Annotated in this window: 18 protein-coding genes and 1 pseudogene; 6 read left to right on the forward strand and 13 right to left on the reverse strand. The window is 71.5% G+C overall.

What is annotated here, in order from left to right:
• Positions 1-224 precede the first annotated feature (224 nt).
• The 8 genes and pseudogenes from GXP74_RS17660 to GXP74_RS17695 form a co-directional block, all read right to left on the reverse strand.
• Complete coding sequence (locus tag GXP74_RS17660; RefSeq protein WP_182452427.1) at positions 225-2,603, reverse strand: right-handed parallel beta-helix repeat-containing protein; 2,379 nt, start codon at positions 2,601-2,603, stop codon at positions 225-227.
• Positions 2,604-2,855: 252 nt separating this feature from the next.
• Positions 2,856-3,509 carry a beta-galactosidase trimerization domain-containing protein gene (locus GXP74_RS40390; RefSeq protein ID WP_225448628.1) on the reverse strand — a complete coding sequence of 218 codons (654 nt, stop codon included), beginning with the start codon at positions 3,507-3,509 and terminating at the stop codon, positions 2,856-2,858.
• Positions 3,437-3,904 (reverse strand): annotated as a pseudogene (locus GXP74_RS17670) (beta-galactosidase); the annotation flags it as partial. The pseudogene GXP74_RS17670 and the gene GXP74_RS40390, both read right to left, overlap by 73 nt.
• Positions 3,905-3,908: 4 nt before the next feature.
• Positions 3,909-4,010, reverse strand: a complete 102-nt coding sequence (locus GXP74_RS17675; RefSeq protein ID WP_182452429.1) for a LacI family DNA-binding transcriptional regulator — start codon at positions 4,008-4,010, stop codon at positions 3,909-3,911.
• 348 nt (positions 4,011-4,358) lie between these two features.
• Positions 4,359-5,129, reverse strand: a complete 771-nt coding sequence (locus GXP74_RS17680; RefSeq protein ID WP_182452430.1) for an MBL fold metallo-hydrolase — start codon at positions 5,127-5,129, stop codon at positions 4,359-4,361.
• Between the two features lie 95 nt (positions 5,130-5,224).
• Positions 5,225-6,178, reverse strand: a complete 954-nt coding sequence (locus tag GXP74_RS17685; protein ID WP_182452431.1) for a ribosome-inactivating family protein — start codon at positions 6,176-6,178, stop codon at positions 5,225-5,227.
• A 107-nt stretch (positions 6,179-6,285) separates the two neighbouring features.
• Entirely contained in the window at positions 6,286-6,972 is a 687-nt protein-coding gene (locus tag GXP74_RS17690) for an alpha/beta fold hydrolase (protein ID WP_182452432.1), read from the reverse strand.
• A gap of 102 nt (positions 6,973-7,074) precedes the next feature.
• On the reverse strand, positions 7,075-7,884 hold the full coding sequence (locus GXP74_RS17695) for an alpha/beta fold hydrolase (protein WP_182452433.1): 810 nt from the start codon (positions 7,882-7,884) through the stop codon (positions 7,075-7,077).
• Between the two features lie 179 nt (positions 7,885-8,063).
• On the opposite strand from GXP74_RS17695, the gene GXP74_RS17700 reads away from it, so the two are divergent.
• Positions 8,064-9,017: a GlxA family transcriptional regulator gene (locus tag GXP74_RS17700; RefSeq protein WP_182452434.1), complete on the forward strand. Its 954-nt coding sequence runs from the start codon at positions 8,064-8,066 to the stop codon at positions 9,015-9,017.
• A 74-nt stretch (positions 9,018-9,091) separates the two neighbouring features.
• Here GXP74_RS17700 and GXP74_RS17705 read toward each other — a convergent pair whose 3' ends face one another.
• A complete protein-coding gene (locus GXP74_RS17705; RefSeq protein ID WP_182452435.1) occupies positions 9,092-9,592 on the reverse strand; it encodes a Dps family protein in 501 nt (166 codons plus the stop codon).
• A 627-nt stretch (positions 9,593-10,219) separates the two neighbouring features.
• On the opposite strand from GXP74_RS17705, the gene GXP74_RS17710 reads away from it, so the two are divergent.
• Together GXP74_RS17710 and GXP74_RS17715 are read left to right on the forward strand one after the other, a co-directional pair.
• Positions 10,220-11,791, forward strand: a complete 1,572-nt coding sequence (locus GXP74_RS17710) for a LuxR family transcriptional regulator (protein ID WP_182452436.1) — start codon at positions 10,220-10,222, stop codon at positions 11,789-11,791.
• A gap of 144 nt (positions 11,792-11,935) precedes the next feature.
• Complete coding sequence (locus tag GXP74_RS17715; RefSeq protein ID WP_182452437.1) at positions 11,936-14,683, forward strand: tetratricopeptide repeat protein; 2,748 nt, start codon at positions 11,936-11,938, stop codon at positions 14,681-14,683.
• 144 nt (positions 14,684-14,827) lie between these two features.
• Here GXP74_RS17715 and GXP74_RS17720 read toward each other — a convergent pair whose 3' ends face one another.
• The 4 genes from GXP74_RS17720 to GXP74_RS17735 form a co-directional block, all read right to left on the reverse strand.
• Positions 14,828-15,691: an alpha/beta fold hydrolase gene (locus GXP74_RS17720; protein WP_225448013.1), complete on the reverse strand. Its 864-nt coding sequence runs from the start codon at positions 15,689-15,691 to the stop codon at positions 14,828-14,830.
• Between the two features lie 63 nt (positions 15,692-15,754).
• Positions 15,755-16,459 carry an alpha/beta fold hydrolase gene (locus tag GXP74_RS17725; protein WP_182452438.1) on the reverse strand — a complete coding sequence of 235 codons (705 nt, stop codon included), beginning with the start codon at positions 16,457-16,459 and terminating at the stop codon, positions 15,755-15,757.
• Positions 16,460-16,724: 265 nt separating this feature from the next.
• Positions 16,725-19,079 carry a glycoside hydrolase N-terminal domain-containing protein gene (locus tag GXP74_RS17730; RefSeq protein WP_182452439.1) on the reverse strand — a complete coding sequence of 785 codons (2,355 nt, stop codon included), beginning with the start codon at positions 19,077-19,079 and terminating at the stop codon, positions 16,725-16,727.
• Between the two features lie 112 nt (positions 19,080-19,191).
• Positions 19,192-22,155 (reverse strand): glycoside hydrolase family 3 protein, encoded by a 2,964-nt coding sequence (locus tag GXP74_RS17735; RefSeq protein WP_225448014.1) that lies wholly within the window; start codon positions 22,153-22,155, stop codon positions 19,192-19,194.
• Positions 22,156-22,719: 564 nt separating this feature from the next.
• On the opposite strand from GXP74_RS17735, the gene GXP74_RS17740 reads away from it, so the two are divergent.
• Genes GXP74_RS17740 through GXP74_RS17750 form a run of 3 tightly spaced genes read left to right on the forward strand, consistent with a single transcriptional unit; the run spans position 22,720 to position 26,395 of the window.
• The gene (locus GXP74_RS17740) at positions 22,720-24,399 is read left to right on the forward strand and encodes a hypothetical protein (RefSeq protein WP_182452440.1); all 1,680 of its coding nucleotides are present in this window, start codon (positions 22,720-22,722) and stop codon (positions 24,397-24,399) included.
• A gap of 56 nt (positions 24,400-24,455) precedes the next feature.
• Positions 24,456-25,463: a sugar ABC transporter permease gene (locus tag GXP74_RS17745; RefSeq protein ID WP_225448015.1), complete on the forward strand. Its 1,008-nt coding sequence runs from the start codon at positions 24,456-24,458 to the stop codon at positions 25,461-25,463.
• The gene (locus tag GXP74_RS17750) at positions 25,460-26,395 is read left to right on the forward strand and encodes a carbohydrate ABC transporter permease (RefSeq protein ID WP_182452441.1); all 936 of its coding nucleotides are present in this window, start codon (positions 25,460-25,462) and stop codon (positions 26,393-26,395) included. The genes GXP74_RS17745 and GXP74_RS17750 overlap by 4 nt, the downstream gene beginning before the upstream one ends.
• Positions 26,396-26,421: the final 26 nt, after the last annotated feature.

A 26,421-nucleotide genomic window follows, 5' to 3' on the forward strand; every position in this document is an offset into this window, starting at 1 on the left:
GCTCAACTCGACAGCTCGAAGCGGAGATTGACCATCTGCTGATGGTCAGTCAGAGCGCTATCGGGGCTGATCCGAGCCGCGACTGCCGCGCGTTGCTCCAGCACCGGAGCGGGGACCAGCTCGTACGCTCGACCTCGGTCGGTCGAGGAGCTGGACCCCGTTCCTGTTTCACTCTGCCACCGGCGGCTGCGGCGCCCCGGCCGCACCGGGTGTGTCGACGGTGGTTACGGGCTGACGACCAGTCGGTCCAGGGTGACGTAGGTCCCGGTCGAGGCCGCGTTCTTGGTACCGGTGACCGTGATGGTCAGCGTGTGCGTCCCCTCGGCCAGGGGCTTGCTGTTCCACACGTCCACGTCGCCCTTGCGGGTGGCCGCGTAGAGGTCGACCAGGGTGGCCGGGCCGCCGTCGACCGAGACCGACGCGATGCCGTGCTCGGTGTCGGTCACCGCGTGGTACTGGATCGCCGTGCCGGTGAAGGTGAAGCTCAGACTCGCGCCGGTGGTGTCGTCGTAGCTGTTGCTGTTGTTCCAGAGCGGCACGGTCCCGGAGCAGGCCGCGCAGTGCGCCCAGCCGGAGCCGAGGTAGTCGATGGTGTCGGCGGTGGTGCCGATCGCCGAGTCGTCGATCGACAGCGGGTAGACCGGGTGGCAGCCGGTCAGGGTGCAGCCGCTGGTCCAGGCGTTGTCGCCGGACTCGTAGGCCCCGATGTCGGCCGCGCCGGTGGAGTTGACGGTGACGCCGGGGACGGCGACGCCCGCGCCCAGCGCCGGGGAGCCGGCCGCGAGGTGGAAGTCCAGTCCCCAGCGGTTGACGAAGCCGGGGTTGGTCGGCGGGTCGATGTTGTCCCGGTAGACCGGGGCCGAGGTGCTGCCGTTCGCGGCGGTGTCGATGTTGTTCTCCACCACGCTGTTGCCGAACAGGTGGGCGGTGCCCATCGAGTAGGTGGTCTCGGCGAAGGTGTTGTTGTAGATCAGGTCGTTGGTCTTGGAGGTCGTGGCCGTGGTCCCGTTGGCGTGAAGGCCGTTGTTGTTGCCCCAGGTGATGTTGTGGTCGACCTGCACGTCGTAGGTGCCGTTGTCCAGGTAGATGCCGTTGGCCGTGCCGCTGGGGTCGTGCACGGTGTTGTGGTCGATCCGGCTGCCGGACCAGTCGATGTTGCAGCAGGTGTAGATGCCGCCCAGGTCGCGCTGGACGGTGCCGTAGTCGCTGACGTCGTTGTAGCTGATCCGGTTGCCGTGGAAGGCCTCGTCGGCTGGGACGTTGGTGTTGACGTTGATGCCGTCGCGGGCGGTCGAGTAGATGGTGTTGTGGGTGACCAACTGGCCGGTGCTCAGCCCGAACAGGGTCACCCCGCTGGTGTAGGTGCCGCCGTAGGCGACGTCGTGGATCAGGTTGTTCGAGGCGGTGTTGTCGTTGCCGTTCAGCGCGACGCCGTTGCCGGCGCTGTATTCGAGGACGCTGTTGCGGATGGTGTTGCCGGAGCCGTCCAGGATGATGCCGGTGTCGGCTCGGTGGGCCGCGTCGTAGACGCCGCCGAAGGGCAGCGTCGGGTCGTACTGCTGGGTCTCGAAGTGGGACAGGTAGCTGCCGGTGATCGCGTTCAGCAGGATCCCGGTCGAGGAGTTGTCGGTGATCACCGTGGAAGCGGTGACGCCGATTCCGGTCACCGTGATGTCCGAGCGCCCACGCAGGTCGAAGGCGTAGTTGCGTTTCTTGGCGGTGATCCCCGAGGGCACGCCGCCGCCCGGCGCCCAGACGTAGAGCTGCTTGCCGGTCGCGTCGTAGAACCACTCTCCGGGCGCGGTCAGCAGGCTGAGGCTGCCCAGCAGCCGGTAGGAGGTGTTGCCGGAGTTCGGCGGGTAGATGGAGCTGTCGGAGCTCGGCAGTGAGTAGCTGACCGAGCCGGACGAACTGGCGGTCACCGTTCCGGAGACCAGCGTCCAGCCGCCGGTGAAGTCGATGACGGCACCGTTCACCGAGGGCAGCGCGGGCACCTTGCTGTCGGCGAGGGCCCCGCTCTGGGTGCCGGAGCCCGAGGTGATCGAGGAGAAGGCGGCGGTCGCCGGGTGCATCGGGTTGCCGCCCGGCGCCGGGTACTGGGCCTCCGGCAGCATCGTCCCGTTCTGGAATATCTGGTTGGCCGCGAGGTCGCCGTCGGCCGGGGTCTCGGTGGCGTCGTAGCCGGGGGCGAGCACAGCCGGGGCCCGGTAGATCGAACCCTGGTAGGGGCTCCAGCCGGTGACCGGGTCGGCGCCGGTCACGGTGACCTGCTGCCCGTTGTAGGGCGCGAAGGTGATCGGTGCCGAGGCGGTGCCGGAGTTGGCGGGTACGACCGTCTCCGGGTAGCTGCCGCCCTCGATCAGGCAGCTGTCCCCGGCCACGGCCACCGCCGCGCACGTGGAGATGGTCAGGAACGGCGCGGCCGGACTGGTGCCGCTGTTGCTGTCGCTGCCGGTGGTCGCGACGTAGTAGGTGGTGCCGACGGCGTGGGCGGTGCCCGTGCCCGCCGTGGCCAGGCCGAGCACGCAGAGCGTGCCCGACGTGACCCCGGCCAGCAGCCGTCTGCGGAGGGGGGTGGGTCCGGGCTTCGGTGCTGAGTTCACAACATGCCTTCCCAGGGTGGATTCGGGGGGACGGGTGGTGTGGCGCGAGCACGGGGGTGCTCGGCCGTTCTCCGCGCCGTTCCGCACGCAGATGGACTGCGGGGCCGGGCCGTTCGGCGGCGCGGCGCGTGTGCCAGTGCGGGACGGCCGGGGGCTGACCGGCTGGAGCTGGGTGGTCATGCGGGGGAGCCCTGTCGGGAGGGTCCGGGCATCGTCGCCGGGACGGGGGAGCGTGGGTCGGCCTGAGGGGAGTCAGAACTGACGGACAATCAGCACCGCGCGAGGGGAGTGCGAAACGGGTTCGCCCGCGCGGTGGGTTGGGGACGACACCGGGTCCTCGGCGTCGAGGGTAAGCAGCAACTCGACCACCTGGTCCGACCAGTTGGTCAGGAACCAGAGTCGGCTGCCGTCGGGCAGGGTGCCGACCCAGCTCACCCGGCCGTCGCCGTGGCGGCGGGTGGTTGCCGCCGCGAAGTCGGCCAGGTGCGCCGCCCGGTATCCGAGCAGGGTCTCCGCATCGACCGGTTCCAGGTGGTCGGCCCAGGCCGTGGCTCGGCCACCGAGCGCGTCCAGCCGGTCGTCGTGGCTGGTCACGGTCGTGTCGGCGGGCAGGTTGAGGTACTCCCGGTAGCGGACGCCGGCCGCGTCGGCGAACGGTCCTGGGGCGGTGGCGGCGCGGACCCGGCCGTGCTCGTCGGCGTACCCGGTGCGGAAGGTGAGCGGCAGATGGCCGCCGCGCTCGGCGTAGCGGACCAGTCGCTGGGCGGTCCGCTCGGCCCCGGGTCGGGCAGCGACAGCGTCTCCTGGGTGGAGTAGGAGATGTCGACGCCGGGCAGGTCGACGGCGCGGGCGATTCGGCGACTGTCGACGGCGGGCCGGATGGCGGCGTGGCCGCCGACGCAGCAGTGGGTGATGAACTGGTCGGGGCGGGCCAACTGCCGCACCAGATCGGCCTGCCAGTCCAGGAGCTCGCTGACCGGGCCGGCCTGGAAGCGCCGCCAGGCCAGGTCGTAGCCGGGCGAGCTGTTCTGGTCGGCCGGCCACAGGTCGGCGAAGTCGCCGAGCCCGAGTGACCAGTGGTCGGTACTCCAGGCCTCGTTGACCTCCTCGACGTTGCCGTGCCGGGCCCGCAGGTGGTCCGCGAAGCGGAACTCGCCGTCGGTGGGCTCCCACAGCTGCCAGGCGGACTCGCCGAGCCGGACGTAGGTGAAGCCGGCGTCCAGCATCAGCTGGATGTCCCGGTCCAGCCGGTCGAGCCCCCGAGGCAGGTACTCCGGGTAGTAGGCGGCGCCGAAGTGCATCGGGTCAACCGCCGTTCCGGGGCAGGGTCCACCGCAGCCGCACGGTGTTCCGCACTCGGGACACCGTCTGCTTGGAGACCCCGGCCGTCCGGGCGACGTCGGCCATGACGACCGGCGGACCTCCGACCGCGTCACCGCGCCCCTGCGCGCCTCTCGGCCATGACCGCCTCTCCACCGCTGTCGGCACCGGCCCCGCTCCTGGCGGGAACCTCTTGGTTGGCCGTGATTGTTCCCGGTATCACTCGGGAGAGTCAATGTCTTCAACCGCTTCTCTTGGCTGGCGGTACATCAGAGAGCCTGTGAACTGCGGGAACGATAGTTAAGAATCTTAACTTAACCCCGATGGGGTCCGGATGATGGCCGCCGACCCGCCGCCGATTCCAGGTATTGATACCGGTAACATTTGTGCCCGCGCGGCCGGGACAGCACCCGCAGGCCTGGTACCGGTGTGCGCTCAGCTGTCGCCGGGCCGTCGTGAGCCCCCGTCCGCCGCGTGCAGGCGTCCCCTGGTCACGAGGCGGTCGAGTCGTCGCTGCTCCTGGGCCGCCCAGCGGCCCACCCGGTCCGGATCAAGGGGGGCGCCGTGTCCGACGTGGATCCTTGTGGGGCGAAGCGCCAGCATCTCGCGCAGGCTGGCCAGGTTGCCGAGGCGGTCGTCGTGGAAGGGCGGGTTGGCGGGCCGCCCCTTGACCAGGCCCAGGAACGGGGTGGCCACGAGGTCGCCGGCCACCAGGTCGCCGTCGTCGGTCAGAACCGAGACGGAGCCGGGGGTGTGGCCCGGAGTGGGCATGATGCGGGCCTGGACGCCGAAGTCCGCCAGTCGCGTCTCACCGCGGATGAGCACGGTCGGGTCGAACGGCTCGGTGCTCTCGCGCACCCTGGAGCTGCGGGCGAAGAGGTGCCCGAACACCCCGATGGGCCGGTACGGCTCACTCACCCGGCCCGCTCGGTAGGTGCCGAGGTCGGCGACGTGACCGGCGATCGGTGCGCCGGTGAGTCGGCTGAGCTCCGCGGCCGAGCCGAAGTGGTCGACGTGGCCGTGAGTGACGACGATCAGGCTGACGTCCTTGGGGTCCACGCCGTGGGCAGTGACCCGGTCGTGAATCAGTCGGCCGCTGCCGGGCGTTCCGGCGTCGACGATGACCGGTCGCCTGCCGAGCAGCAGGTAGGCGTTGACGACGTGCCGGCCGAGCACCGGTATGGCAATGACCTTGGTCGGTGACATGGAGGGACTCCTTGACAGGTAGGGGATGGGCGCTCAGCGGAATGACGGCCCGGTCCGCGAGGCGGACCGGGCCGGGTGCGGTTCGAGCGCGAGGTCTACAGCTCGGTGTGGCCTGGGCCGCCGACGTTGGCGAGGTTGCCCAGGAGCGTCCCCACGTACCGGGCGACATCGCTCCACGAGTGGAGCACGAGGTTGGTCGGGTGACCGTCGCCGTCGGGGGCGCCCGCTCCGACGATGGTCACCGGCCGGGTCGTGCTGTTGTTGCTGACGGACACCCCGAAGCCGGACATGGCCGCCCAGTTGTTCTCCAGGTTCTGCTCCTGCGAGGGGAGGCTGTTCCGGGTGACGGGTGTGCCCAGGGCCTGCGACATGATCCCGTAGACGTTGTTGAACCGCGCCGCCTCCGACGTCACCTGGATCAGGAGCATCAGGGAGCGGGAGGCGAACAGTGTCGAGGTGCCGATGTTCCCGGAGTTCGTCGTGGCGAGGTTGGCGACGGATGAGTAGATGTCGTTCATGGAGATCGGCATCGCATCCCGGCCGCGTCCGGCCGCCGCACTGAGGCTCATGTAGTTGCCGCCGAACGGGAGCCTCTGGAATCCCCCGTGGAAGCCCTCGGCGAGGGCGCCGCCGGCCACCCGGTCGACATCGGCGGGACTCAGGTCGTCGAAGTACAGCGTCTGGTTGTTCGCGTTGGTGAACCCGAGAACGTAGAGGTTCTGCGGATCGATCCACAGCGTCATGCCGAGCGGCCGCGTACCACCGGTCGCATTGATGTCGGCCCGGATGATGCCGCCGGGGTTGCTCTGGGCGATGTAGGTGCCCCCGCGGAAGGCGTGGCCCGCGGCGCTGCGCAGGCTGTTGATGAAGGCGCTGTAGCCCGCGGCGGCGCTGTTGCCCGACCGGTTGTCAAGATTCATGTAGACGTGGGCGACCTGTCCCGGAGGGGTGTCCGCGCCGGCCGGCTGGGCCATTGCGGTCATGGTCGCCAGGAACACGACGGCGGAGACGACGGCCGCCTTCGCGGACTTGAGTCCGACAAGCCTCACTGAATTCTCCCTGCTGCTTCGGGCTTCGATCGCGGAGCCGCGCCGGGGGCGCGGCGTGGGCTGCGCTTCAAGGGGCTGCGCCTCAAGGGGGCTACGCCTCAAGGGGGCTACGCCTCAAGGGACTTCGCGGCCTCGCGGATCACGTCGAGGACGAAGTCCGGGTGCGAGAGCATGGGGACGTGGCTGCTGTCGACGTCGTAGGTCTTCGCACCCATGCGCTTGGCGGCGAAGCGTTCCAGGTCGGGGTTCACGGTGCGGTCGTCGTTGGCGACGATGTACCAGCTCGGCTTGGTCTTCCAGGCGGTGCCGGGGACCTGCTGGTTGAACAGGTCCGCGTCCGGCACGGCCCCGGTCGCCAGCACGAGGTGCTGCTCCGCTTCCGGCAGGTCACCGGCGAAGTCCTGGACGCCTGATGCCTTGAGCCACAGGCGCCCGTCGGCGACCTCGATGTGTTCGAAGACGGGTGTGGCGGGGAACCGCTCCTGCAGCTGCTGGGATGTCTCGGTCTCGTCCGGGCTGAGCGCGGCGATGTAGACCAGCGCGCCGACGCGGTCGTGGGTGCCCGCCTTGGTGATCAGGGTCCCCCCGTAGGAGTGGCCGACGAGCACGATCGGCCCCGGCACGTGGTTGAGCGTGAAGGTGACGCACGCGACGTCGCTCTCCAGCGAGTTGAGGCCGTGTTGCGAGGCGAACACCGTGTGTCCCTCGGCCTGGAGCGCGGGAATGAGCTTGCTGAAGCACGAGCCGTCGGCCCAGAGCCCGTGGACGAAGACGATGCTGGCCTTGTCTGCCATGAGAAGCGCTCCTTTGTGGAAGATCGGTGTGGAGAATCAGTGTGGGAAGTCAGTGGGGGAAGCCAGTGGGGAAAGTCAGTGGACGGACTGCCCGCCGTGCCGCTACGCCCCGGATATCCCGGCGACGAACGCGCTGATGTGCGCGGCGACCTGGTCGGGCACCTCCAGCGGCGAGAGGTGGCCGGTGTGGTGCAGTTCGGCGGCGGTGGCGGTGGGGATCAGCGGGAGCAGGTGCTCCCGCAGCAGCTGCGGCGGGTCGACCTGGTCGTGGCTGCCGACCAGGACCAGCACGGGAACGTCGATGCTGCCGACGACGCCGGAGAAGTCCTCGACCAGCCCCTGGCGCGGCCAGGCCAGGCGGGCGTCCTCGGTCGGGCGCAGGCTGTCCTCAATGACCTGCTGCCGGAGTTCCGGGGACAGGGCACCCGCGGTCAGCACCTGGTCGATGCTCTGCTCCACGCTCTCGGTGGTGTCGTAGGCATGCGACAGGCCCTCCTGGACACGGGCGGTGACGCCCACCGGGGCGGGGGGCGCGGGTGCGACGAGTACGACGCCGCGCAGACCGGAGGGTTGACGCGAGGCCAGGACCTGGGCCGTCTTGCCGCCCATGGAGTGGCCCACCAGGACATACTCGCCGTAGCCGAGCGTGTCGACGACCCTTTGCGCGTCGTCGGCGAGCTGTTCGATGCCGTACGGGCCGGGGACGGCGGTGGAGCGGCCCCATCCACGGTGATCGGTCGAGACGAACGCCCGCTCCGCGTCGAGGCGTTCGATCACCGGCCGCCAGGTGCGGTGGGAGCCGCCCCAGTAGTGCAGAAAGACCAGGGCCGGTCCGCTGCCCTCGCGTACGTGCCCGTACAGTCGACCGCCCTCGACCTCGAAGTAGCGCCCGATCGGCGTGTACCCAGTCATGTCGTTCTCCTCCCGGAATCCAACGGCGGCGATTGCCTGCCCCGGCCATGCCCCCATCCTGCTGGGGTCCTCGTTGATCAACCACTGTCCCGATTGCCACCCTCCACAATTTTCGGGACAGCTTTCTCCGACGCGGGGGCGTGGGATGGCCGGATCACTGCGGACGTAGGATTCCAGCCATGGCACCTCATCGCGTCGCCGTCCTGGCACTGCCCGCCGTGCTCCCCATCGACCTGGGCATTCCCACGCAGATCTTCAACTCCCGGCCGGAGACCCCCTACGAGATGACCGTCTGCGGCGCCTCCCGTGGCAACGTGGTCACCAGCACCGGATTCACCGTGGGCGTCAGCGCCGGACTGCCCGCGCTCGCGCGAGCGGACACCATCATCGTGCCCGGGTACTGGGACTACCGCCGTGCGCCCGCCCCCGAGGTGCTCGCGGCCCTCGAACTCGCCCACCGCCGCGGGGCACGGATCGCCTCGATCTGCACCGGCGCGTTCACCCTGGCCGCCGCGGGCCTGCTCAACGGCCGGACCGTGACGACGCACTGGGCCAGCGCCGACGAGCTGGAGGAGCTCCACCCGCGGGTGAGCGTGGACCGCAACGTCCTCTACATCGACGACGGCCAGGTGCTGACCTCGGCCGGGGTGACGGCCGGTATCGACCTGTGCCTGTACCTGGTGCGCAAGGACGTGGGTGCGGCGGTCGCCAACGAGATCGCCCGCGAACTGGTCGCCGCGCCGCACCGCGACGGCGGCCAGGCCCAGTACATCTCCCGGTCGCTGCCCGAACCCACCGCGCACACCCTCTCGGCCACCCGCGACTGGGCCCTGCGGCATCTCGACGAGCCGCTCACCCTGGACGTACTCGCCCGTCACGCCCGGATCTCCACCCGCACGCTCGTGCGGATGTGGCGTCAGGAGTCCGGCGCCACCCCGCATCAGTGGGTGCTGACCGCCCGCCTCGACCATGCCCGTGAGCTGCTCGAAGCCACCGCCCTGAGCGTTGAGCAGATCGCCGACCAGACCGGCCTGGGCAGCGGTACCAACCTGCGGGCCCGCTTCCGCGACACCCTCGACACCACACCCACCGCGTACCGGCGGATGTTCCAACGCTCCGGCGCAGACGGCTGACCGACACCGCGCCAACGGATCACGACGGGCTCACGCCGGTCGACCTGCTTCGCCGCCGCGCGGCTGTCGGTGGATCAGTCCGTGGTCGCCGCCAGGTGCGCTCGGATGAGCCACTGCGCCTTCTCCAGGCCCCGCAACTGGCCGACCAGCAGGTCCTCGGTCACGGGCTCGTTCACGCCGGCCACGCTCACGGCCGCGCGCGTGCCCTCGATGACCCGCGTGTACGACGCGTGCAGGGCACTCAGGTGGACGCTGGTGTCGGCGCGGCCGATGCCGTAGTCGTCCCACGGCCGCTCGGCGACCAGGGCGCCGGGGGTTCCCTGGGCGACCCCGCCGAGGGTGGCGATCCGCTCGGCGACGTCATCGGTCATCGCGCGCACCGCGTCCGCCTGCGCGTCCAGCATCTGGTGGACAGCGATGAAGTGGGGACCGACCAGGTTCCAGTGGGCGTGCTTGAGGGTCAGGTACAGGTCGTTCAGAGCGTGCAGGCGCTGCTGGAGCAGCCCGACCGCAGTCGGGGCGTGACCCGGCGGAACGGCTTGCAGCACGGACTGGTCGGGCTGTTGCGTGGTCATGGTCTCTCCTCTGGTGAGCCACCCTGGACAGGTGCCAAGAGCCGGGCTGTCCGCCCGCCGACGGTCCGTCGGTCGCGGCGGATGTCGAGGATCAGCCTGCCCCGACGGCCTTTCCGGGGCATCAGCCGGTTGACTGGGGTTTGACTGACTCGCTCGCCGCAACCCGACGTCCTCGGGCAGGGCCGCGCCGACCGTGCGGGACCGGCCTCGGCAGCCGACCGGCCGCCCGCATCGGCAGTTCGAGCGGTCAGTTCTGCCTATGGATCTTCGTGTGCACCGGGTGGGAACGCTGCTTGGCTGGAGAGCAGGCACCCGACAGGGCAAACGGAAGAGGATGACGCCGATGAAGGCTCTGGTACATCTCGGCTCGCGCTCGCGCCCGCGGTTGTTCCACCGGGGGAGTCCCGGTACCGGATCGCCGCACCGCGGCGTCGCGGCCGTTCCCGGCGTGAGCCGATGACGATGACCGGGACCGACGACCGGGGCTGTGCGTCCGGGACCTCGACCGGGAGCCCTGCCAGGGGAGTCGAGCCGAGCGCCGCTCCCGCTGTGCGCGGATCCTGCCCGTCCTGTGGTCACCGCCCAGGACTGCCAGGGGCGGCGGGGCACGACCAGGACCCGGCTGCCATGCGCGCCCTCGTGGACGAGGTCGCAGCCCGGCTGCTCCTCCGGTATCCGGTCGTCCGGCTCGCCGCGCTGGAACCGGCGGCGGACGGCGAGGCCCGCGCGGAGCACGCCGTGCGTCGCGCGGGGCTCGCGGCAGCGGCCGAGACTTCGCTCGCGAACGCCCTGGCCCTGCTGCACGAGGACGGTGACGTGTCCGCCGCGTACCGCATCCTGCTGCGGGCCGGGGAGGGCGTGCGTGACCGGGGCGCCGGACAGGTCGGCGCGGAGGAGATCCTCTGGGGCCTCGTCGCGGTCTGCCGACTCAGCGGTCGGCCGGAGCACCGGAAGTCCCTTGAACGCCATATCGCGTCCGCAGGCGCGCTGTTCACCCCGAGCCTGCGGACTGCCGTACGCGGCGTCCTCGACCCGGTTGCCGAGCCCGGGTGGTTGCGGGAGCAGATCGAGTCGCTCGACTGCCGGTCCGAGCCGGCTGAGATCGTGCGGATCGCCGACGCCTCGGCCTTCCTCGGCAACCTGCCGGACTGTCGGCAAGCCCTGCGCCGTGTCGCGTGCCCTGATCCCGTCGGCCGTTCCGGCGTTCCAGGCGTGCAGGCCAACATCCTGCTGGCACTTGAGGCGTACCAGACCGGACAGTGGGACGAAGCCGATCGGCTCGCCGCGACCACCGCGGACCAGTGCGCCGCCGAGGGCTACCAGTTGCTTCGCCGACAGGCGCAGACCGTGCTCGCGTTCGTGGCGGCGAGCCGTGGCGACGCCGCGACCGCCCGGGCCGTCGCTGACGAGATCGCCCGGTGGGCGGCGCCGCGAGGACTCACCTCCCTGCTGGCCGGCGCCCAGTACGCCGGAGTCCTGGCGGCTCTCGCCCAGTCGGACTTCCCCGGGGCCCACCAGCAGGCTGCCAGGACCGGCCCGGCCGGGGACTTCGCCTCCGCCGGGCCGTTCGCCGGGTGGGCGCTGCTCGACGTCGTCGAGGCCGCGCTGCGCGCGGACCGGCGCGAGGAGGCCGAGGCGTATGTGCAGGCGGTGACGGAGTCCGGCCTGCTGGCGGCGTCGCCGCGGATGGTGTTGGTGTCGACCGGGGCAATGGCGATGACCGCGCCGGACGAGGAGGCCCCGGCCCTGTTCGAGCGGGCGCTGGCGAGTGGGGATGCCGGTCGGTGCCCGTTCGACCGGGCCCGGGTGCACCTGCTGGCGGGCGAGCGCCTACGGCGGATGCGGGCGGTGCGCGAGGCACGCGCCCACCTCGGCGCCGCCCACGACGACTTCCGCCGTCTGGGCGCGCTGACCTGGGCGCACCGTGCCGCTACCGGACTGCGTGCCCTCGGACTGGTCCCGCCCGGCGCGGACACCGGCGGCTACCAGCTCCTGACGGCGCGGGAACTCAAGATCGCGCGGCTCGCCGCCGAGGGCTTGAGCAACAAGGAGATCGGCGACCGCCTGTTCATGTCGCACCGGACCGTCGCCAGTCACCTGTACCGGATGTTCCCGAGGCTGGGGATCACCTCGCGGGCCGCGCTCGGCACGATCCTGCGATCCGATGATCCCGAGCGCGAGTTCACGCCCTGGCCGTGAGGTCGAGACCGACGAGGACGCCCCGCGTCGCCAGCGAGTCACTCTCGGTGCTCGCCGGTGATCCATATCCTGGTCACACGCGCCAGCAACCGTATCCCACCTGCGACAATCCCTCATCAGGACCGGCGACTGAGGGTGAGCGCGATGGCGGAGACACCGGGTGAGTTCGCGGGTGCGCTGCGAGAGCAGCGCAAGCGGGCACGGATGACCCAGCAGGAACTGGCGGATGCGGCCGGGGTGAGCCTGCGGACGGTCAGCGACCTTGAACGGGGCGTCGCGACCACCCCGCAGCGGGAGACGGTACGGCTGCTGGGCGACGCGCTGTCCCTGATCGGCGTTCAGCGCGCACGGTTCGAGACGGCAGCGCGGGGCCGCCCGCTGGAGGCCGTGCCCGCGGCCGCCGCCCTGGCCATGCGGTCGCTGCCGCGCGACGTGGCGTCGTTCACCGGACGGCAGCGGGAACTCGACCAGCTGACGAACTCCGCGCTCGCCGCCGGGGGTGTGGTGGGCATCCACGCGATCGGCGGGATGGCGGGGGTCGGCAAGACCGCGTTCGCGGTCCACGCCGCGCACCGCCTGGCCGCCCGGTTCCCCGGCGGCCAGATCTTCCTCCCCCTGCACGGGCACACCCCGGGCCAGCAGCCGGTCGCCCCGGCCGACGCACTCGCGAGCCTGCTCCTGGCAACCGGGGTCTCCCCGGCCCAGATCCCGCACGACATCGAGGCCAGGGCCGCACTGTGGCGCGACCGGGTGGCGGACAAACCGCTGCTGCTGGTCCTCGACGACGCCGCCGGCAGCGAACAGGTCCAACTCCTGCTGCCCGGAACGGGCGGCAGTCTGGTGCTGGTCACCAGCCGACGACACCTGTCGGCACTCGACGACGCGATCACTCTCAGCCTGGACACCCTGCCCCCGGGGGACGCGGCCGCGCTGCTGGTCCGCCTCGCGGGCCGGCCCGGGCTGAGCCCGGGCGACCCCGGAGTCGGGGAGATCAGCGGGCTGTGCGGGTACCTGCCGCTGGCGGTCGGGATGATGGCCCGGCAGCTGCGCCACCACCCTGCCTGGACAGCCGCGGGCCGGGCGGCCGAACTGGCCTCGGCACGGGACCGGCTGGGGCTGATGGAGACCGAGAACCTCTCGGTGGCCGCGGCATTCGACCTGTCCTATGCCGACCTCACCGAAGACCAGCAACGACTGTTCCGCTACCTGGGCCTGCACCCGGGAACCGACGTCGACGGCTACGCCGCAGCGGCCCTGGTCGGAAACACGGTTCCGGACGGGCGCCGCGGCCTGGAAGCGCTGTACGACCAGTACCTGCTGACCGAGCCGGCCCAGGGCCGCTACCGGCTGCACGACCTGCTCCGCGAGCACGCCCGGGCCCTGGCCGACCGACTCGACCCGTACCGGAACCGGGACGCCGCCGTCGACCGGCTGCTGGACTACTACCAGCACACCGCCGCCACCGCGAACAGTCACATCACTCGCCGACTCGGCCCCGTTCCGACCGCTGACGGCGGCCAGCCGGGTTCCGCCCCGGCCCTGACCGACCAGCGGCAGGCGCTGGCATGGGCCAGAGCCGAACGCGCCAACCTGCTCAACTGCCTCGACCACGCCGCCGCGGTCGGCCAGCGCGCTCGCGTCACCGCGCTGACCGCGGGCGTCAGCGGGCTCCTGCTCTGCGACGGCCCCTGGGTCGACGCCGTCGCGAGGCACACCGCCGCCGTGGCCGCGGCGCAGCAGCTGGGTGACCAGCTCAGCGAGGCCAACGCGCTCTGCGACCTGGGATCCGTGCGGCGACTGGCCCATGACTACCAGAACGCGGTGCGGGCCTACGAGCACGCGTTGGAGATATCCCGCGCTCTCGGCGACCGGCTCGGCGAGGCCAACGCGCTCTCCGGCCTGGGGGCCGTGCTTCACGTGATGAACGATCACCAGGCCGCCGCACTGGCCCAGGAACAGGCCCTGGCTGTCTGTGGTGAGCTGGGCGACCGGTTCGGCCAAGGCAAGATCCTCAATGCCCTGGGGCAAACCCGGTACATGTGCGGTGACTACCGGGCCGCGGCGCGGGCCCAGCAGGAGGCGCTCGGGATCTGCCGTGAGTCGGATGACCGGCTCGGCCAAGCCAGGGTCCTGATGTGCCTGGCGGAAGTCCGGCTGATGACCGGTGAGTATCCGGCCGCGCTGCTGGCTGTGGAGGAGTCGCTCGGGATCAACCGCGAGCTGGGCGACCGGCTCGGCCAGGCCCAGGCCCTGCAGTGCCTGGCGGACGTGCGGCTGCGGACGCGTGAGTACCCGGCCGCGGCGCGGGCGCTCGAAGAGACGCTGAGCATCAGCCGCGACCTCGGTAATCGGCTCGGCCAGGCCAATACCCTGATCCTGCTGGGTGGCTTGCGGCAGCAGACCGGTGACTATCCGGGGGCGCTGTCCGACCTTGAGGAGTCGCTCCGCATCGCCCTCGCGATAGGCTACCCGGTCGGCCGTGGAAACGCCCTCCTGCACCTGGGGAGCGTGCGGCGGCTGACGGGTGACTACCTGCGGGCGGCCCAGGAGCTGGACCAGGCACTGGACATCTACCGTGGCACGGGCGACAGGTCCGGTGCGGCCGAGGCGCTGAACGAGCGCGGGGCACTCCATCGGGTCTGCGGTGAGCCCGCCGCGGCGCGCGACTGCCACCAGCGGTCCTTGGAGCTGTCGCGCGAGATCGCCAGTCCCTGGGACGAGGCGCACGCGCTGGCCGGGCTGGGCCGCTGCGCCCTGGCCGAGGACGACGCCCAGCGGGGCGAGGACCTGCTGCGGCAGGCATTGCGGATCTTCGAGCACATGAGAGCGCCCGAGGCTCAGGACGTGCTGTCCGAACTGGACGCCCTCACCAGCACAGGGCCGACGCGGTAGGCGCCGCGGACCAGGGAACGGCACCGGGCCCGCTACCGTGCGACGAGGACGTCGACGGGTAGCGGGCCGGGTGAGGCGATCGTGCAGTCGGCACCGGGGAACCCGCCCGGCGCCGACGGGGTTTGCCGGGGGTGTCGGGCCGCGTCAGTTCGTGCCGTGCACCGCCTCCAGGATCACCTTGGTGACGGTGCCGGGGTTGCTGACCATGGACAGGTGCGGGGCCTTGACCTCGGTGATGTGGGCACCGGCGGCCTGAGCCATGGCGAGCTGTTCGGCCGCCGGGATGGCGTTGTCCTCGGTGCCGACCACCGCCCACGAGGGGATGGTCTTCCACGCCGGGACACCGGACGCCTCGGTGAGCGCCGCGGTGGTCAGCGGCCGCTGGACAGCGCCCAGTTGAGCTGCCTCCTTGGCGGGCAGGCCGTTCGCCATGCAGCCGGCGAACGCGCTCTGCTTGATGTACGCGTCCTCCGCGCCCGCCGGGGCGCCCGGGTAGGGCACCAGGGTGAGGTTGGCGTCGTCGGTGACGCAGGATCCCGGGACAGTGGTGACCAACTGCCCGATGGTTTGACCCTCGTTGGGGGCGAACGCGTCGATGTAGACCAGCGCCTTGACGTTGGCGTCGCCGGTGGCGGCGTTGGTGATCACGGCACCACCGTAGGAGTGGCCGACGAGGACGATGGGCCCGGAGATGGTGTCGAGGAAGTCCCGGATCGAGGTGGAGTCGGTCGACAGCCCCTCCAGCGGGTTCGGCGGCACATAGACGGTGTACCCGTCCGCCTGCAACCGGCTGACCACCGCCGACCAGCTCGAACTGTCGCCCCACGCGCCGTGCACGAGGACGATACTGGGCTTGACCGCGGTGCTCGCGGTGGCAACGGCCGCCGTGGGGCTGCCCGTGCTGGCGAACGCGGCCTGGCTGGCCGGAACAGCGATCGCGGCAGCGGCCAGGGCGACCGTGATAGCCGTCACCCGCAGCTTCGGCCGAGTCATCGACATGATGCGCATCAGTCTTCTCCTTGAGTTGTGTGCTGCTCTGCGGTCCGCCCGATATGAACGGAACAGGTTCTGCTAACCGGCGTTGACCGCGACGACCTCGGCCGCCTGCTTGATCAGCTGCGCCGTCTCGTCGGGGTGGGAGACCATGGCGACGTGGCTGGAGGCGACCTCCGCGGTGACCGCGTCCATGCGTCGGGCGAACAGGCGCTGAGCGTCCGGCGGGACAGCCTGGTCCTCGGTGGCGACCAGGTACCAGGAGGGCAGGTGCGTCCAGGCCGGGTCGCCCATCACGTCACCGAACGTGGACGCGGCCAGCGGTTGCTGGGCGGCGTGCATGACCCTGGCCCTGACCGGGTCGACGTCGGCGGCGAAGTGGCGGAGGTAGTCGTCCTCCGGCAGCCAGCCGAGGCCCTGCTTGTCGACGAACTGGTTGGCCACAGCCGGGGGCACCGGGCCCTGCGACAGCAGTCCGCCCAGGGACTCGCCCTGGTCGATCGCGAACGCGGCGACGTAGACCAGAGCCGCGACGTTCGGTGCGTCGGCGCCGAGCGCCGTGATGATCTGACCCCCGTAGGAGTGTCCCGCGACGACCGTCGGGCCGTCCTGCAGCTCCAGGACCTGCCGCAGCCGCGCGACGTCGGCGGCCAGCGCGGTCATCGGGAACTGCGGCGCGGTCACGTGGTAGCCGTCGGCCTGCAGACGCTCGATGACGCCGCTCCAGCAGGAGCCGTCCGCCCACGCGCCGTGCACGAGGACGATGTTGGGTCGAACACCCATCTCCGTAAGTCCTTCCTGGTAGGAACCTTGTGGTCCCCATGCTCAGGTGCTCGGCCACTGCTGCGGAATCGGCAGAATGACTGCGCTCATCCGGCGGAGCGAGTGCAGTCGGACGGCTGATCCCGCGCGTGAGTCGCGGATCGACCTGAGGACAGCTGACGATCCCGGTGGTGGTGGCCCCTGCCGGTGCGCGTCACCATCGGTACGGGCGGAGGGCGGGGCGCGGCCTCTGGCCGCCACGGGCAGGCCGCTGCTCAGGTTCGGCTCAGCCGGGTTGGAGCAGGTACTCGGCGCCGGGACGGGCAGCGAAGGAGCTGGTGCAGGCGCCGTCGGCGGTGACCCGGTGCTGGGCCGGGACCGGGTCACCGTCCGGGTCGGTGACCCGCGTCGGGCGGCCTCCGGTCGGGACGGTCACGGTGACCGTTCGGGCGTGGGTGGCGCGTAGCGCGGCCTGTTCGAGCCGGTGCCGCTGCCAGCGCAGATCGACGGTGAGTCCGCCGTGGGCGCGCAGGCCGTGGGCCGCGCCGTGGTCCCAGGCCCGGGGCAGGGCGGGCAGCAGCCGCAGCGCCTGCGGGTCGTTGCGCAGCAGCAGTTCGGCGATGGCGGCGGTCGCGCCGAGGTTGCCGTCGATCTGGAAGATCTCCGGCGGGTGCAGGTCGAACAGGTTCGGCGCGGTGGAGCCGTCGAGCAGCCGCAGCAGGGCGCGGTGGGCGAGTTCGCCGTCGCCGAGGCGGGCGGCGAGCGCGGTCACCCAGGCCAGGCTCCAGCCGGTCCCGCCGCCGCCGTGCCGCAGACGGGAGTCCAGGGCGAGCCGGGCGGCGGCGAACAGCTCCGGGGTGCGGTCGGCGGTGATCCGCTCGCCCGGGTAGAGACCGTAGAGGTGGGACAGGTGGCGGTGGCCCGGATCCTCGTCGGTCAGCGGCTCCCACCACTCCAGCAGCGCGCCGTCGGCACCCAACCGGGGCCGCCGCAGCCGGGCCCGGGCGGCGTCCAGGCGTACCGCCAACTCCCGGTCGACGCCCAGGATCCGGGCGGCGCGGGCGCAGGAGTCGAACAGCTCGTCGGTCAGCCAGTAGTCCATGGCGGTCTGCGCGGTGACCGCGGCCAGGGTGCCGTCGGGGGCCACGAAGCGGTGCTCTGGGGAGGTCGACGGGCAGGTGACCAGCGAGCCGTCGGGCTGCTCGACCAGGAAGTCGAGCAGGAACAGGGCCGCCCCGCGCATCGCCGGGTAGCCGCGTTCGGCGAGGAACTCCCGGTCGCCGCCGTAGCGGTAGTGCTGCCACAGGTGCGCGCACAGCCAGGCCCCGGCCATCGGCCAGTTGGCCCACTGCGGGCCGCCGCCGACCGGGTTGCCGCCGCGCCACAGGTCGACGTTGTGGTGCGCGGTCCAGCCCGCGCAGCGGTAGTAGGCGCGGGCGGTGCGCTGCCCGGCCTGCGCCAGGTCGGCGATCAGGTCGAACAGCGGGCTGTGGCATTCGGCGAGGCCGGTGGACTCGGCGGGCCAGTAGTTCATCTGGGTGTTGATGTTGGTGGTCCAGTCGCAGTTCCACGGCGGCCGCCGGTCGAGGTTCCAGATGCCCTGCAGGTTGGCGGGCTGGCTGCCGGGGCGGGAGCAGGCGATCAGCAGGTAGCGGCCGTAGTTGAAGTGGAGGGCGGCCAGGCCCGGATCGTCGGCTCCGGCGCGGAGCGCGGCCAGGCGCTCGTCGGTGGGTGGCTGCTCGCGGTCGCCGTCGGGCGGACCGAGGCGCAGCCCGGCGCGCGCGTAGAGCCGCGCGTGGTCCGCCGTGTGCTCGGCGTGCAGTTCGGCGAAGGAGCGGTCGGCGGCGGCGTCGAGTACGGCGGTGATCCGGGCCCGCAAGGCCGGATCGGGACCGGTGGGCTCGCTGTCCCAGCCCCGGTAGCCGGTGGCGGCGGCGACCAGGACGGTGGCGCCGACGGCGCCGGTGACGGTGACGCCGCCGTCCGCGTCGGTGCGCACGCTGCCGCCCTCGGCGAGCACCCGCAGCCCGATGCCGAAGCCGGTACCGGCGTCACCGCGGTACTCCGGCCCGGCGTCGGTGACCTGGGCCGGGGCCCGGCCCAGCGTCAGTTCGCCGTCGTGGAGCGCGGGGTGGGGGGTGCTCAGCCGGGCGGTGAAGTCGACCCGCCCGCCGGGGGCGGCGCTGATCCGGTGCACCAGCACCCCGGCCGGGGCGGAGACGAAGCTGGTCCGGGTCTGCTCCGCGCCGCCGGAGCCGAAGCGGACGGTGCTGGTGGCGGTCCGCAGGTCCAGCGAACGCCGGTAGTCCCGGGCCGGGGCCGGGAGCCGGTGGCTGAGCCGGAGCGTGCCGAGCGGCTGGTACGGCTGGGTGTCCGGGCCCTGCATCGCCCGGGCGAGCCGTTCGGCGCGGGCGTGGTCGGCGTCCCGCAGCAGCGCCTGCCGCAGCGGGGCCAGCTGCTCGGCGGCGGTGTGGTCGTTGCGGTCACCGGGACCGCCCGCCCACAGGGTGTCCTCGTTGAGCGCGATGGTCTCCGTCACCGGCTGCCCGTACACCATGGCGCCGAGCCGTCCGTTGCCCAGCGGCAGCGCTTCGAGGAAGCCGGCGGCGGGGGCGCGGTACCACAGCAGGTCGGAGTTCATCGGTGAAGGTCCTTCGGTTCCGGAGCGGGAAGGCCCGCTCGACGCGGTACGGGAGGCACCCGGTACCGGCGTCGAGCGGGCCGGCTCATGGCGGGCCGGGCGGCGGACGGGCTCAGGGCGCGGCGACGATGCCGAAGGACGCCAGCCGCAGCCCGTCGTGCAGGGTCAGCCGCAGGTCCTGGACACCGCGCGGGCCGTCCGGCAGCGGGCCGCTGACGGTGGTCCAGGCGAAGCGGTCGCCGGTGCCGGGAACGGCGATCCGGGTGACCGGCGCGCCCTCGCCGCACTGGACGAACAGGTGGGACCCACCGGGCGTAGCCGGTGACACCTCGGCGGTGAACCGGAGCGGACCGGACCCGTCGGGGCCGAGGTCGACCGAGCGGTAGCGCAGCGAGCCGACGGCCGCGCCCGGCGCGGTGGTGACCGCGTCGCCGTGGTCGCGGTGGGCGGCGGTCAGGGTGATCGCGGCGCAGTCGTCGAAGTCGGCGGCCTCGACCCGGCGGCCGAGCACCGCGCGCGGCGCGGGGGCCGGGCCGGTGACGGTGAGCGGCGCGACCTGGGTGGGTTCCTCGGCGGAGCGGCCGACCAGCAGCTCGTAGCGGCCGGGGTCGACGGTGAACGCGCCGGTGGCGACGTCCCAGTGGGCGAGGGCGGCAGCGGGGAGGGTGAAGCTCACCGTCCGGGTCTCGCCGGGGGCCAGTGTCAGCTTGTGGAAGTCCACCAGCTTCAGCCGCGGCGCCCGGTAGCGCGCGGCGTGGGCCCGGGCGTACAGCTGCACCGTCTCGCTGCCGCCGCGGGCACCGCTGTTGCTGATCTCGACGGTGGCCGTCAACGAGCCGTCCTGGGGCAGTTCGGCGCGGGACAGCCGCAGGCCGGTGTGGGTGAACTCGGTGTACGACAGGCCGTGGCCGAAGGGGTAGAGCGGCGCGGCGGCGTGGTACTGGTACGTCCAGCCGCCCTGGATGATGTCGTAGTCGAGCCGTTCCGGAAGCTCGTCGTCGGCCCGGTACCAGGTCTGCGGCAGCCGTCCGCCGGGGTTGGCGTCGCCGAGCAGCACGGCGGCGAGCGCCCGCCCGGTCTCCTGGCCGCCGTGCGAGGTCCACAGCACGGCGGGCAGGTGCCGCTGCGCCCAGTCGACGGCGTAGGGGTAGCTGCTCATGACGACCAGGACGGTGTCCGGGCAGGCCGCGGCGACGGCGCGGAGCAGCGCCTGCTGCGCCTCGGGCAGGTCGGTGGACTCGCGGTCCTGGGTCTCGCGGCCGTTGATGTGCGGGTCGTTGCCGAGGACGACGACGGCGGTCCCGGCCGCGCCGGCGGCGGCCACGGCCTCGGCCAGGCCGTCCCGCAGCACGGTGCGGGTCCAGCGCTCGGCCTGCCCGGGGGTGTCCGCGTCGACCCGGACCAGGCCGGTGGCCGGGTCGACGGTGGCGTACTTGCCGCTGTGGACGTTGCGCAGCAGCTCGGCGCCGTCGGGTCCGGCTTCGAGACGGAAGGTCTCGTGCACGTCCCAGCCGTTGGGCTGGACCTGGTCGGCGGCCAGGGTCAGGTCGGCGTCCTTGAGGCTGACGTAGCGTCCGGTACGGGCGTTGCGCAGGGTCAGCACGCCGCCGCCCCAGTCGAACAGGTCGAGCGCGCCGTCGTCCGGGTCGGCCGCGGTGTCCGGCCCGGCCGTGCCGGGACGGGCGTGCATCGGTCCGGCCGGGTCGGCGCCGGGGACGGCCAGGGCCGCGCCGGTGGAGGCGGCCCGCAGCTCGATCCGGTCGACGCCCTCGGTCCGGACCACCTCGCCGCCGTGCCCGTCCAGGGCCCCGGCGAGGCCGTCGGCGACGGTGAACCGGTACGGCATGGTGCCGCTGTACCAGTCCTCGAACAGCGAGTCGGCGAGCGGGCCGACCACGGCCACGCCCCGGCGCTGGGCGGCGGGGTCGAGCGGCAGCAGGCCGCGGTCGTTCTTCAGCAGCACCATCGACTCGGTGGCGGCGCGCCGGGCGAGGTCGCGGTGCTCGGGGCAGTCGACCACCGCCCAGTCGACGGCGGCGTAGGGGTCGAGCTCGGGGTCGAACTCGCCCAGGCGGAAGCGTATCGACAGCTGCCGTCGCACGGCCCGGTCGATGTCCGCCTCGGTGAGCAGGCCCCGGTCCAGGGCGGCGCTGATCCGGCCGGTGGTGACCCGGCTGTCCTCGGCGTGGTCGGTGAAGCTGTCGACGCCCGCCCGCAGCGCGGCGGCGTGGGACTCGGCGTGGTCCGGGTAGTAGCGCTGCGGATCGACCAGGTTGGACGGCGCCTCGGCGTCGCTGCAGACGAACAGGTCGTGCCCGGTGGGCGCGGCCCAGCGGCGCAGTTCGCTCTCGATCAGCGGACTGACGTGGCACGGGCGGCCGTTGACCAGGTTGTAGGCGGGCATCACGCCGGTCGCCGAGCCGGAGGCGATGGCGGTGCGGAAGGCCGCCAGGTCGTACTCGTGCAGCACCCGGGGGCGCAGCCCGGAGGAGGTGGTGCAGCGGTCGTCCTCGTTGTTGTAGGCGAGGAAGTGCTTGAGCACCGGGGCGGTGCGCAGGTAGAACGGGTGGTCCCCGGCCAGGCCGCGGCAGAAGCTGTCCGCGAGCCGGGCGGAGAGCAGCGGGTCCTCGGAGTAGCCCTCCTCGTTGCGGCCCCAGCGCGGGTCGCGCAGCAGGTTCACCACCGGTGCCCAGGCCTGCAGGCTGGACCGGCCCTCGCCGATGGCGGGCGGCCGGTGGTGGTGGTAGGCCCGCTGCTCGGTACCGGTGGCGGCGGCCACCTGCCGCAGCAGTTCCTCGTCCCAGGTCGCGGCCAGCCCCACGGCCTGCGGGAAGACGGTCGCCGGGCCGAGCCAGGCGACGCCGTGCAGGGCCTCGGTGCCGGTGCGGAAGGGGCCGACACCCAGCCTGGGCACGGCGGCCGAGTACTGGTGCAGCATCGCGATCCGCTCCTCGACGGTGAGCCGGGCGAGCAGGTCCGCGACCCGCTCGGCGAGCGGCAGCGCGGCGTCGCGGAAGCGGAGCGGGCCGGACGGGTCTGCGGCTCGCTGGTCTGCGGACGCGGAGGCGGTACTCACCTGGGGAACCCCTTGGGACGAGGGACGGATCGGAACAGGCACGGCTGGACGGCCGGGGCGCGGGCGCGGGTGACGGAGCGCGGCGGGCCGGGAGCGGCCGCGGTGCGGGCTCGGGCGCCAAGCGGTGCGGGACGCGGTGCGGCGAAGTGGTGCGGCGGTGCGGTGCGGCGGTGCGGTGCGGTGCGGTGCGGCGATGCGGTGCGAGGCGTTGGTGAAGCGTTTCGAAAGTGACACGGTGAACAGCGGGTGTCAACCGCTGTCCACCGTTGCCGACCGTAGCGCGGCGGGGTGCCGCGGCTCCTCGATCCAGGTTCGCATACGTGCCAACCCACGTGCTACAGGCCAGAAGTGAAGGGACAGCCGGGAAGTGGCGGCTGTGGCGGGGGATGGCCGGAGGTATTTTGTTCATCCCCTTGTCGAATCGGTAACGCGTGGTTAGTCTCGCCGCAACATCGAAGCGCTTCGACGCATCGACCCGAACTTCGCTGTGCCACCGCCGTGCCGCCTACCCAGCGGCCCCAGCGGTGATGACCGGATCCTCAACGACGAAGGGCCGCAACGACCATGAGCATCGAGATGAACCGCAGATCAGTGCTGCGCACCGCCATCGGCGTGTCCGGGGCGGCGGCCATGGCGCCGCTGCTCAGCGCCTGCGGTACCGGCGGCTCGGTGAAGGCGGGCGGGAACACCAAGGCGGGCCTGGCCGCGACCCTCCCGACGCACGTGCCGAACACCTCGATCAAGGCGGACATCCCCACGGTGTCCTTCGCCAACGGCGCGTCCACCGACCCGGGTTTCCTCAGCTACCCGGCGAACCCGGTCGCCACCGTCAGCGGCATCCCCGGCTCCGGCGGCAGCTACACGGCGGTCACCCCGCTCTGGGGCACCATCCCCTCGCCCGGCAACCAGTTCTACCAGGCGGTGAACAAGGCCCTGGGCACCACGCTGACCATGCAGCCGGCCAACGGCGTCACCTACAACACCGCCATCCCGACGCTCACCGCCGCGCAGAAGCTCCCCGACTGGGTCCAGCTGCCGACCTGGTGGAACGCCGCGTTCGAGGTCGGCGAGCTGGCCGGGACGCAACTCGCGGACCTGACCCCGTACCTGGCGGGCGACAAGATCAAGGCGTACCCGAACCTGGCGGCGCTGCCGACCGGCGCCTGGGAGTGCGGGGTCTGGGACAACAAGCTCTACGGGATCCCCTCCTTCGCCTCCGGCACCAACTTCGCCGGGGCGCTGTACTACCGGGAGGACGTCTTCGCGACCAAGGGCATCCAGGCGAGCAGCATCACCTCCGCCGCCGACATGATGGCGCTCGGCAAGGAACTCACCGACGCCAAGGCCGGGGTCTGGGCCTTCGACGACATCTGGACCTACTTCTCCCCGACCTTCGGCGTGCCCAGCAAGTTCCGGGTGGACGGCGGCAAGCTGGTGCACAGGTACGAGACCGCGGAGATCCTGGAAGCACTCAACTGGCACTACCAGCTTGCCAAGTCCGGCTACATGCACCCGAGCGCGCTGGCCGGGGACAGCAACGACGCCAAGACCCGGTTCTACGGCGGCAAGGTGCTGGTCACCGGTGACGGAACCGGCGCCTGGAACCTCGCTGACGCACAGTCAGGAGCCGCCGCCAACAAGGCGTACCGCCGGGGCGCGCTGCCGGTGATCGCCGCCGACGGCAGCTCCACCCCGTCGATCTACCTCGGCTCCTCCGCCAGCGAGATGAGCTACCTCAGCGCCCGGCTCAAGCCGGCGCAGATCAAGGAGCTGCTGGCGGTCGCCAACTACCTTGCCGCACCATGGGGTTCGCTGGAGTACACGCTGATCAACTACGGCGTCGAGGGTGTCGACTACACCATGGTCGACGGCGTCCCCACGGCCACCGCCACCGGGCAGAAGAACGTGCAGCAGCAGACCTACCCGTTCCTGGCCACCTGCCAGTACACGGTGACCAACCCCGGCGCCCCGCAGATCACCCAGGACTACTGCGCCTGGGTCGCGGCCGCCGCCAAGTACGCCTACAAGCCGGTGTTCTGGAACATGAACATCGTGGTCCCGGGCCAGTACGCCACCGCCGACGCCGCGCAGGCCGTCGAGGACACCATCACCTCGATCTACCACGGCCTCAAGCCGGTCTCCGCGTTCCAGGACGCCGTCAGCACCTGGAAGAAGAACGGCGGCGACGCGGTCGTGGCCTGGTACCAGAGCAACATCCTGGACAAGTTCGGCTCCGGCCAGTAATCGCAGCGTCCGAGTCCACGTCCCCGCGAACGTCGTCACAACCCTCAGGAGGCACAGTGGCCGCGACAGTGACCACGGAGGGCACCCAGTCCCCGGCACGGGTGCCCCGTCGACTCATCAGGCGCGGTCGACGCGCGCGGCCGGACCGGGAACCGAAGCTCAACTGGCGGATCCGGCTGCGCCGGGACAAGTCGCTGATCATCATGACGCTGCCGGCCGTGGTCCTGCTGCTGGTCTTCAGCTACCTGCCGATCCTGGGGAACATCACCGCCTTCCAGTACTACGACCCGCTGGTGGGCATCTGGAACAGCACCTGGATCGGGCTGCAGAACTTCCAACAGCTGTTCAACGACCCGCTGTTCTGGGAGGCGATGAACAACACCCTGGCCATCAGCGCCATCCAGCTGGTGCTGTTCTTCCCCATCCCGATCATGCTGGCACTGCTGCTCAACTCGGTGCTCAGCCAACGGCTCAGGTCGGTGATCCAGTCCGTCGCACTGCTGCCGCACTTCTTCTCCTGGGTGCTGGTGATCACGCTGTTCCAGCAGATGATCGGCGGAGCCGGGCTGCTCAACCAGTTCCTGCGCAACCACGACATCGGCGTGTGGAACATCATGACCGACCCGACGACCTTCAAACTGCTGGTCACCTCCCAGGTGATCTGGAAGGACGCGGGCTGGGGCATCATCGTGTTCCTGGCCGCGCTCTCGGCGATCGACCAGAACCTGTACGAGGCCGCCGCCGTGGACGGCGCCGGGCGCTGGCGCCGGATGTGGCACATCACCCTGCCCGGGATCAAGGGCACCATCGTGCTGATGCTGGTGCTGCGCCTCGGCAACATCCTCAACGTCGGCTTCGAGCAGCTGCTGATCCAGCGTCAGGCCGTGGGCCACGACGCCGCCGACGTCCTCGACACCTTCTCGTACTACTACGGCATCGCGACCAACAACTACGGCTACGGGGCCGCGGCGGGCATCTTCAAGAGCGTCATCTCGCTGGTCCTGGTCTACGGGGCCAACAAGCTGGCGCACCTCTTCGGCGAGGACGGTCTGTACCGCTCATGAGCACACTCAGCCTGGGCGGCACGCGCCGCCGCAACTCCGACCGGCCGATCTGGGAGGAACCGCCGACCGCCGCCGGACAGGCGGCCAAGGGCACGGTACTGACCCTGATCGTGCTGGTGATCCTGGTCCCCATGTACTCGGTGGTGGTCACCAGCCTGTCCAACCAGGCCTCCATCAACGACGCGGGCGGGATGGTGCTGGTCCCGCACGGCCTGACGCTGAGCGCCTACCGGACCATCCTGTCCGGCGGCCCGGTCGCCCGCGCGCTGATCGTCAGCCTGGCGATCACACTGGTGGGCACGGTGTTCTCGATGGTGGTCTCGGTGCTCTGCGCCTACGGGCTCTCCCGCTCCCGGTCGCTGGGCCACCGGTTCGTGCTGATGCTGCTGATCGTCACCATGTTCGTCAGCGCCGGTCTCATCCCGACCTACCTGGTGGTGGTCGGCCTCGGCGGCTACGACAGCTACTGGGCGCTGATCATCCCGAGCTCGGTCAGCGTGTTCAACATCCTGGTGCTGCGCTCCTTCTACTCCGGGACGGCGTCCGAACTGATCGACGCCGCGCGGATGGACGGGGCCAACGAATGGCGCATCCTGTGGTCGGTGGTACTGCCGACCTCGCGCGCGGTCACCGCCGTGGTCACCCTGTTCTACGCGGTCGGCTACTGGAACTCCTTCTTCAACGTCATGCTCTACATGCCGGTGGACAGCCAGAAGTGGCCGTTGCAGTACGTGCTGTACGAGTACGTCAACCTCGGGATGAACATGCCCGGGCAGACCAACTCCGGCTTCGGCAGCGGGCATTCGCAGACCGCGCCGCTGTCGCTGCAGATGGCCGTGGTGGTGCTGACCCTGATCCCGGTGCTGATCGCCTTCCCCTTCCTGCAGAAGCACCTCGGCAAGGGCATGCTCACCGGCGCCATCAAGGGCTGACCGCCCACTCCACCCGCTTGTTCCTC

It is taken from the genome of Streptacidiphilus sp. P02-A3a (genome assembly GCF_014084105.1).
In the GTDB taxonomy this organism is placed as follows: Bacteria; Actinomycetota; Actinomycetes; order Streptomycetales; family Streptomycetaceae; genus Streptacidiphilus.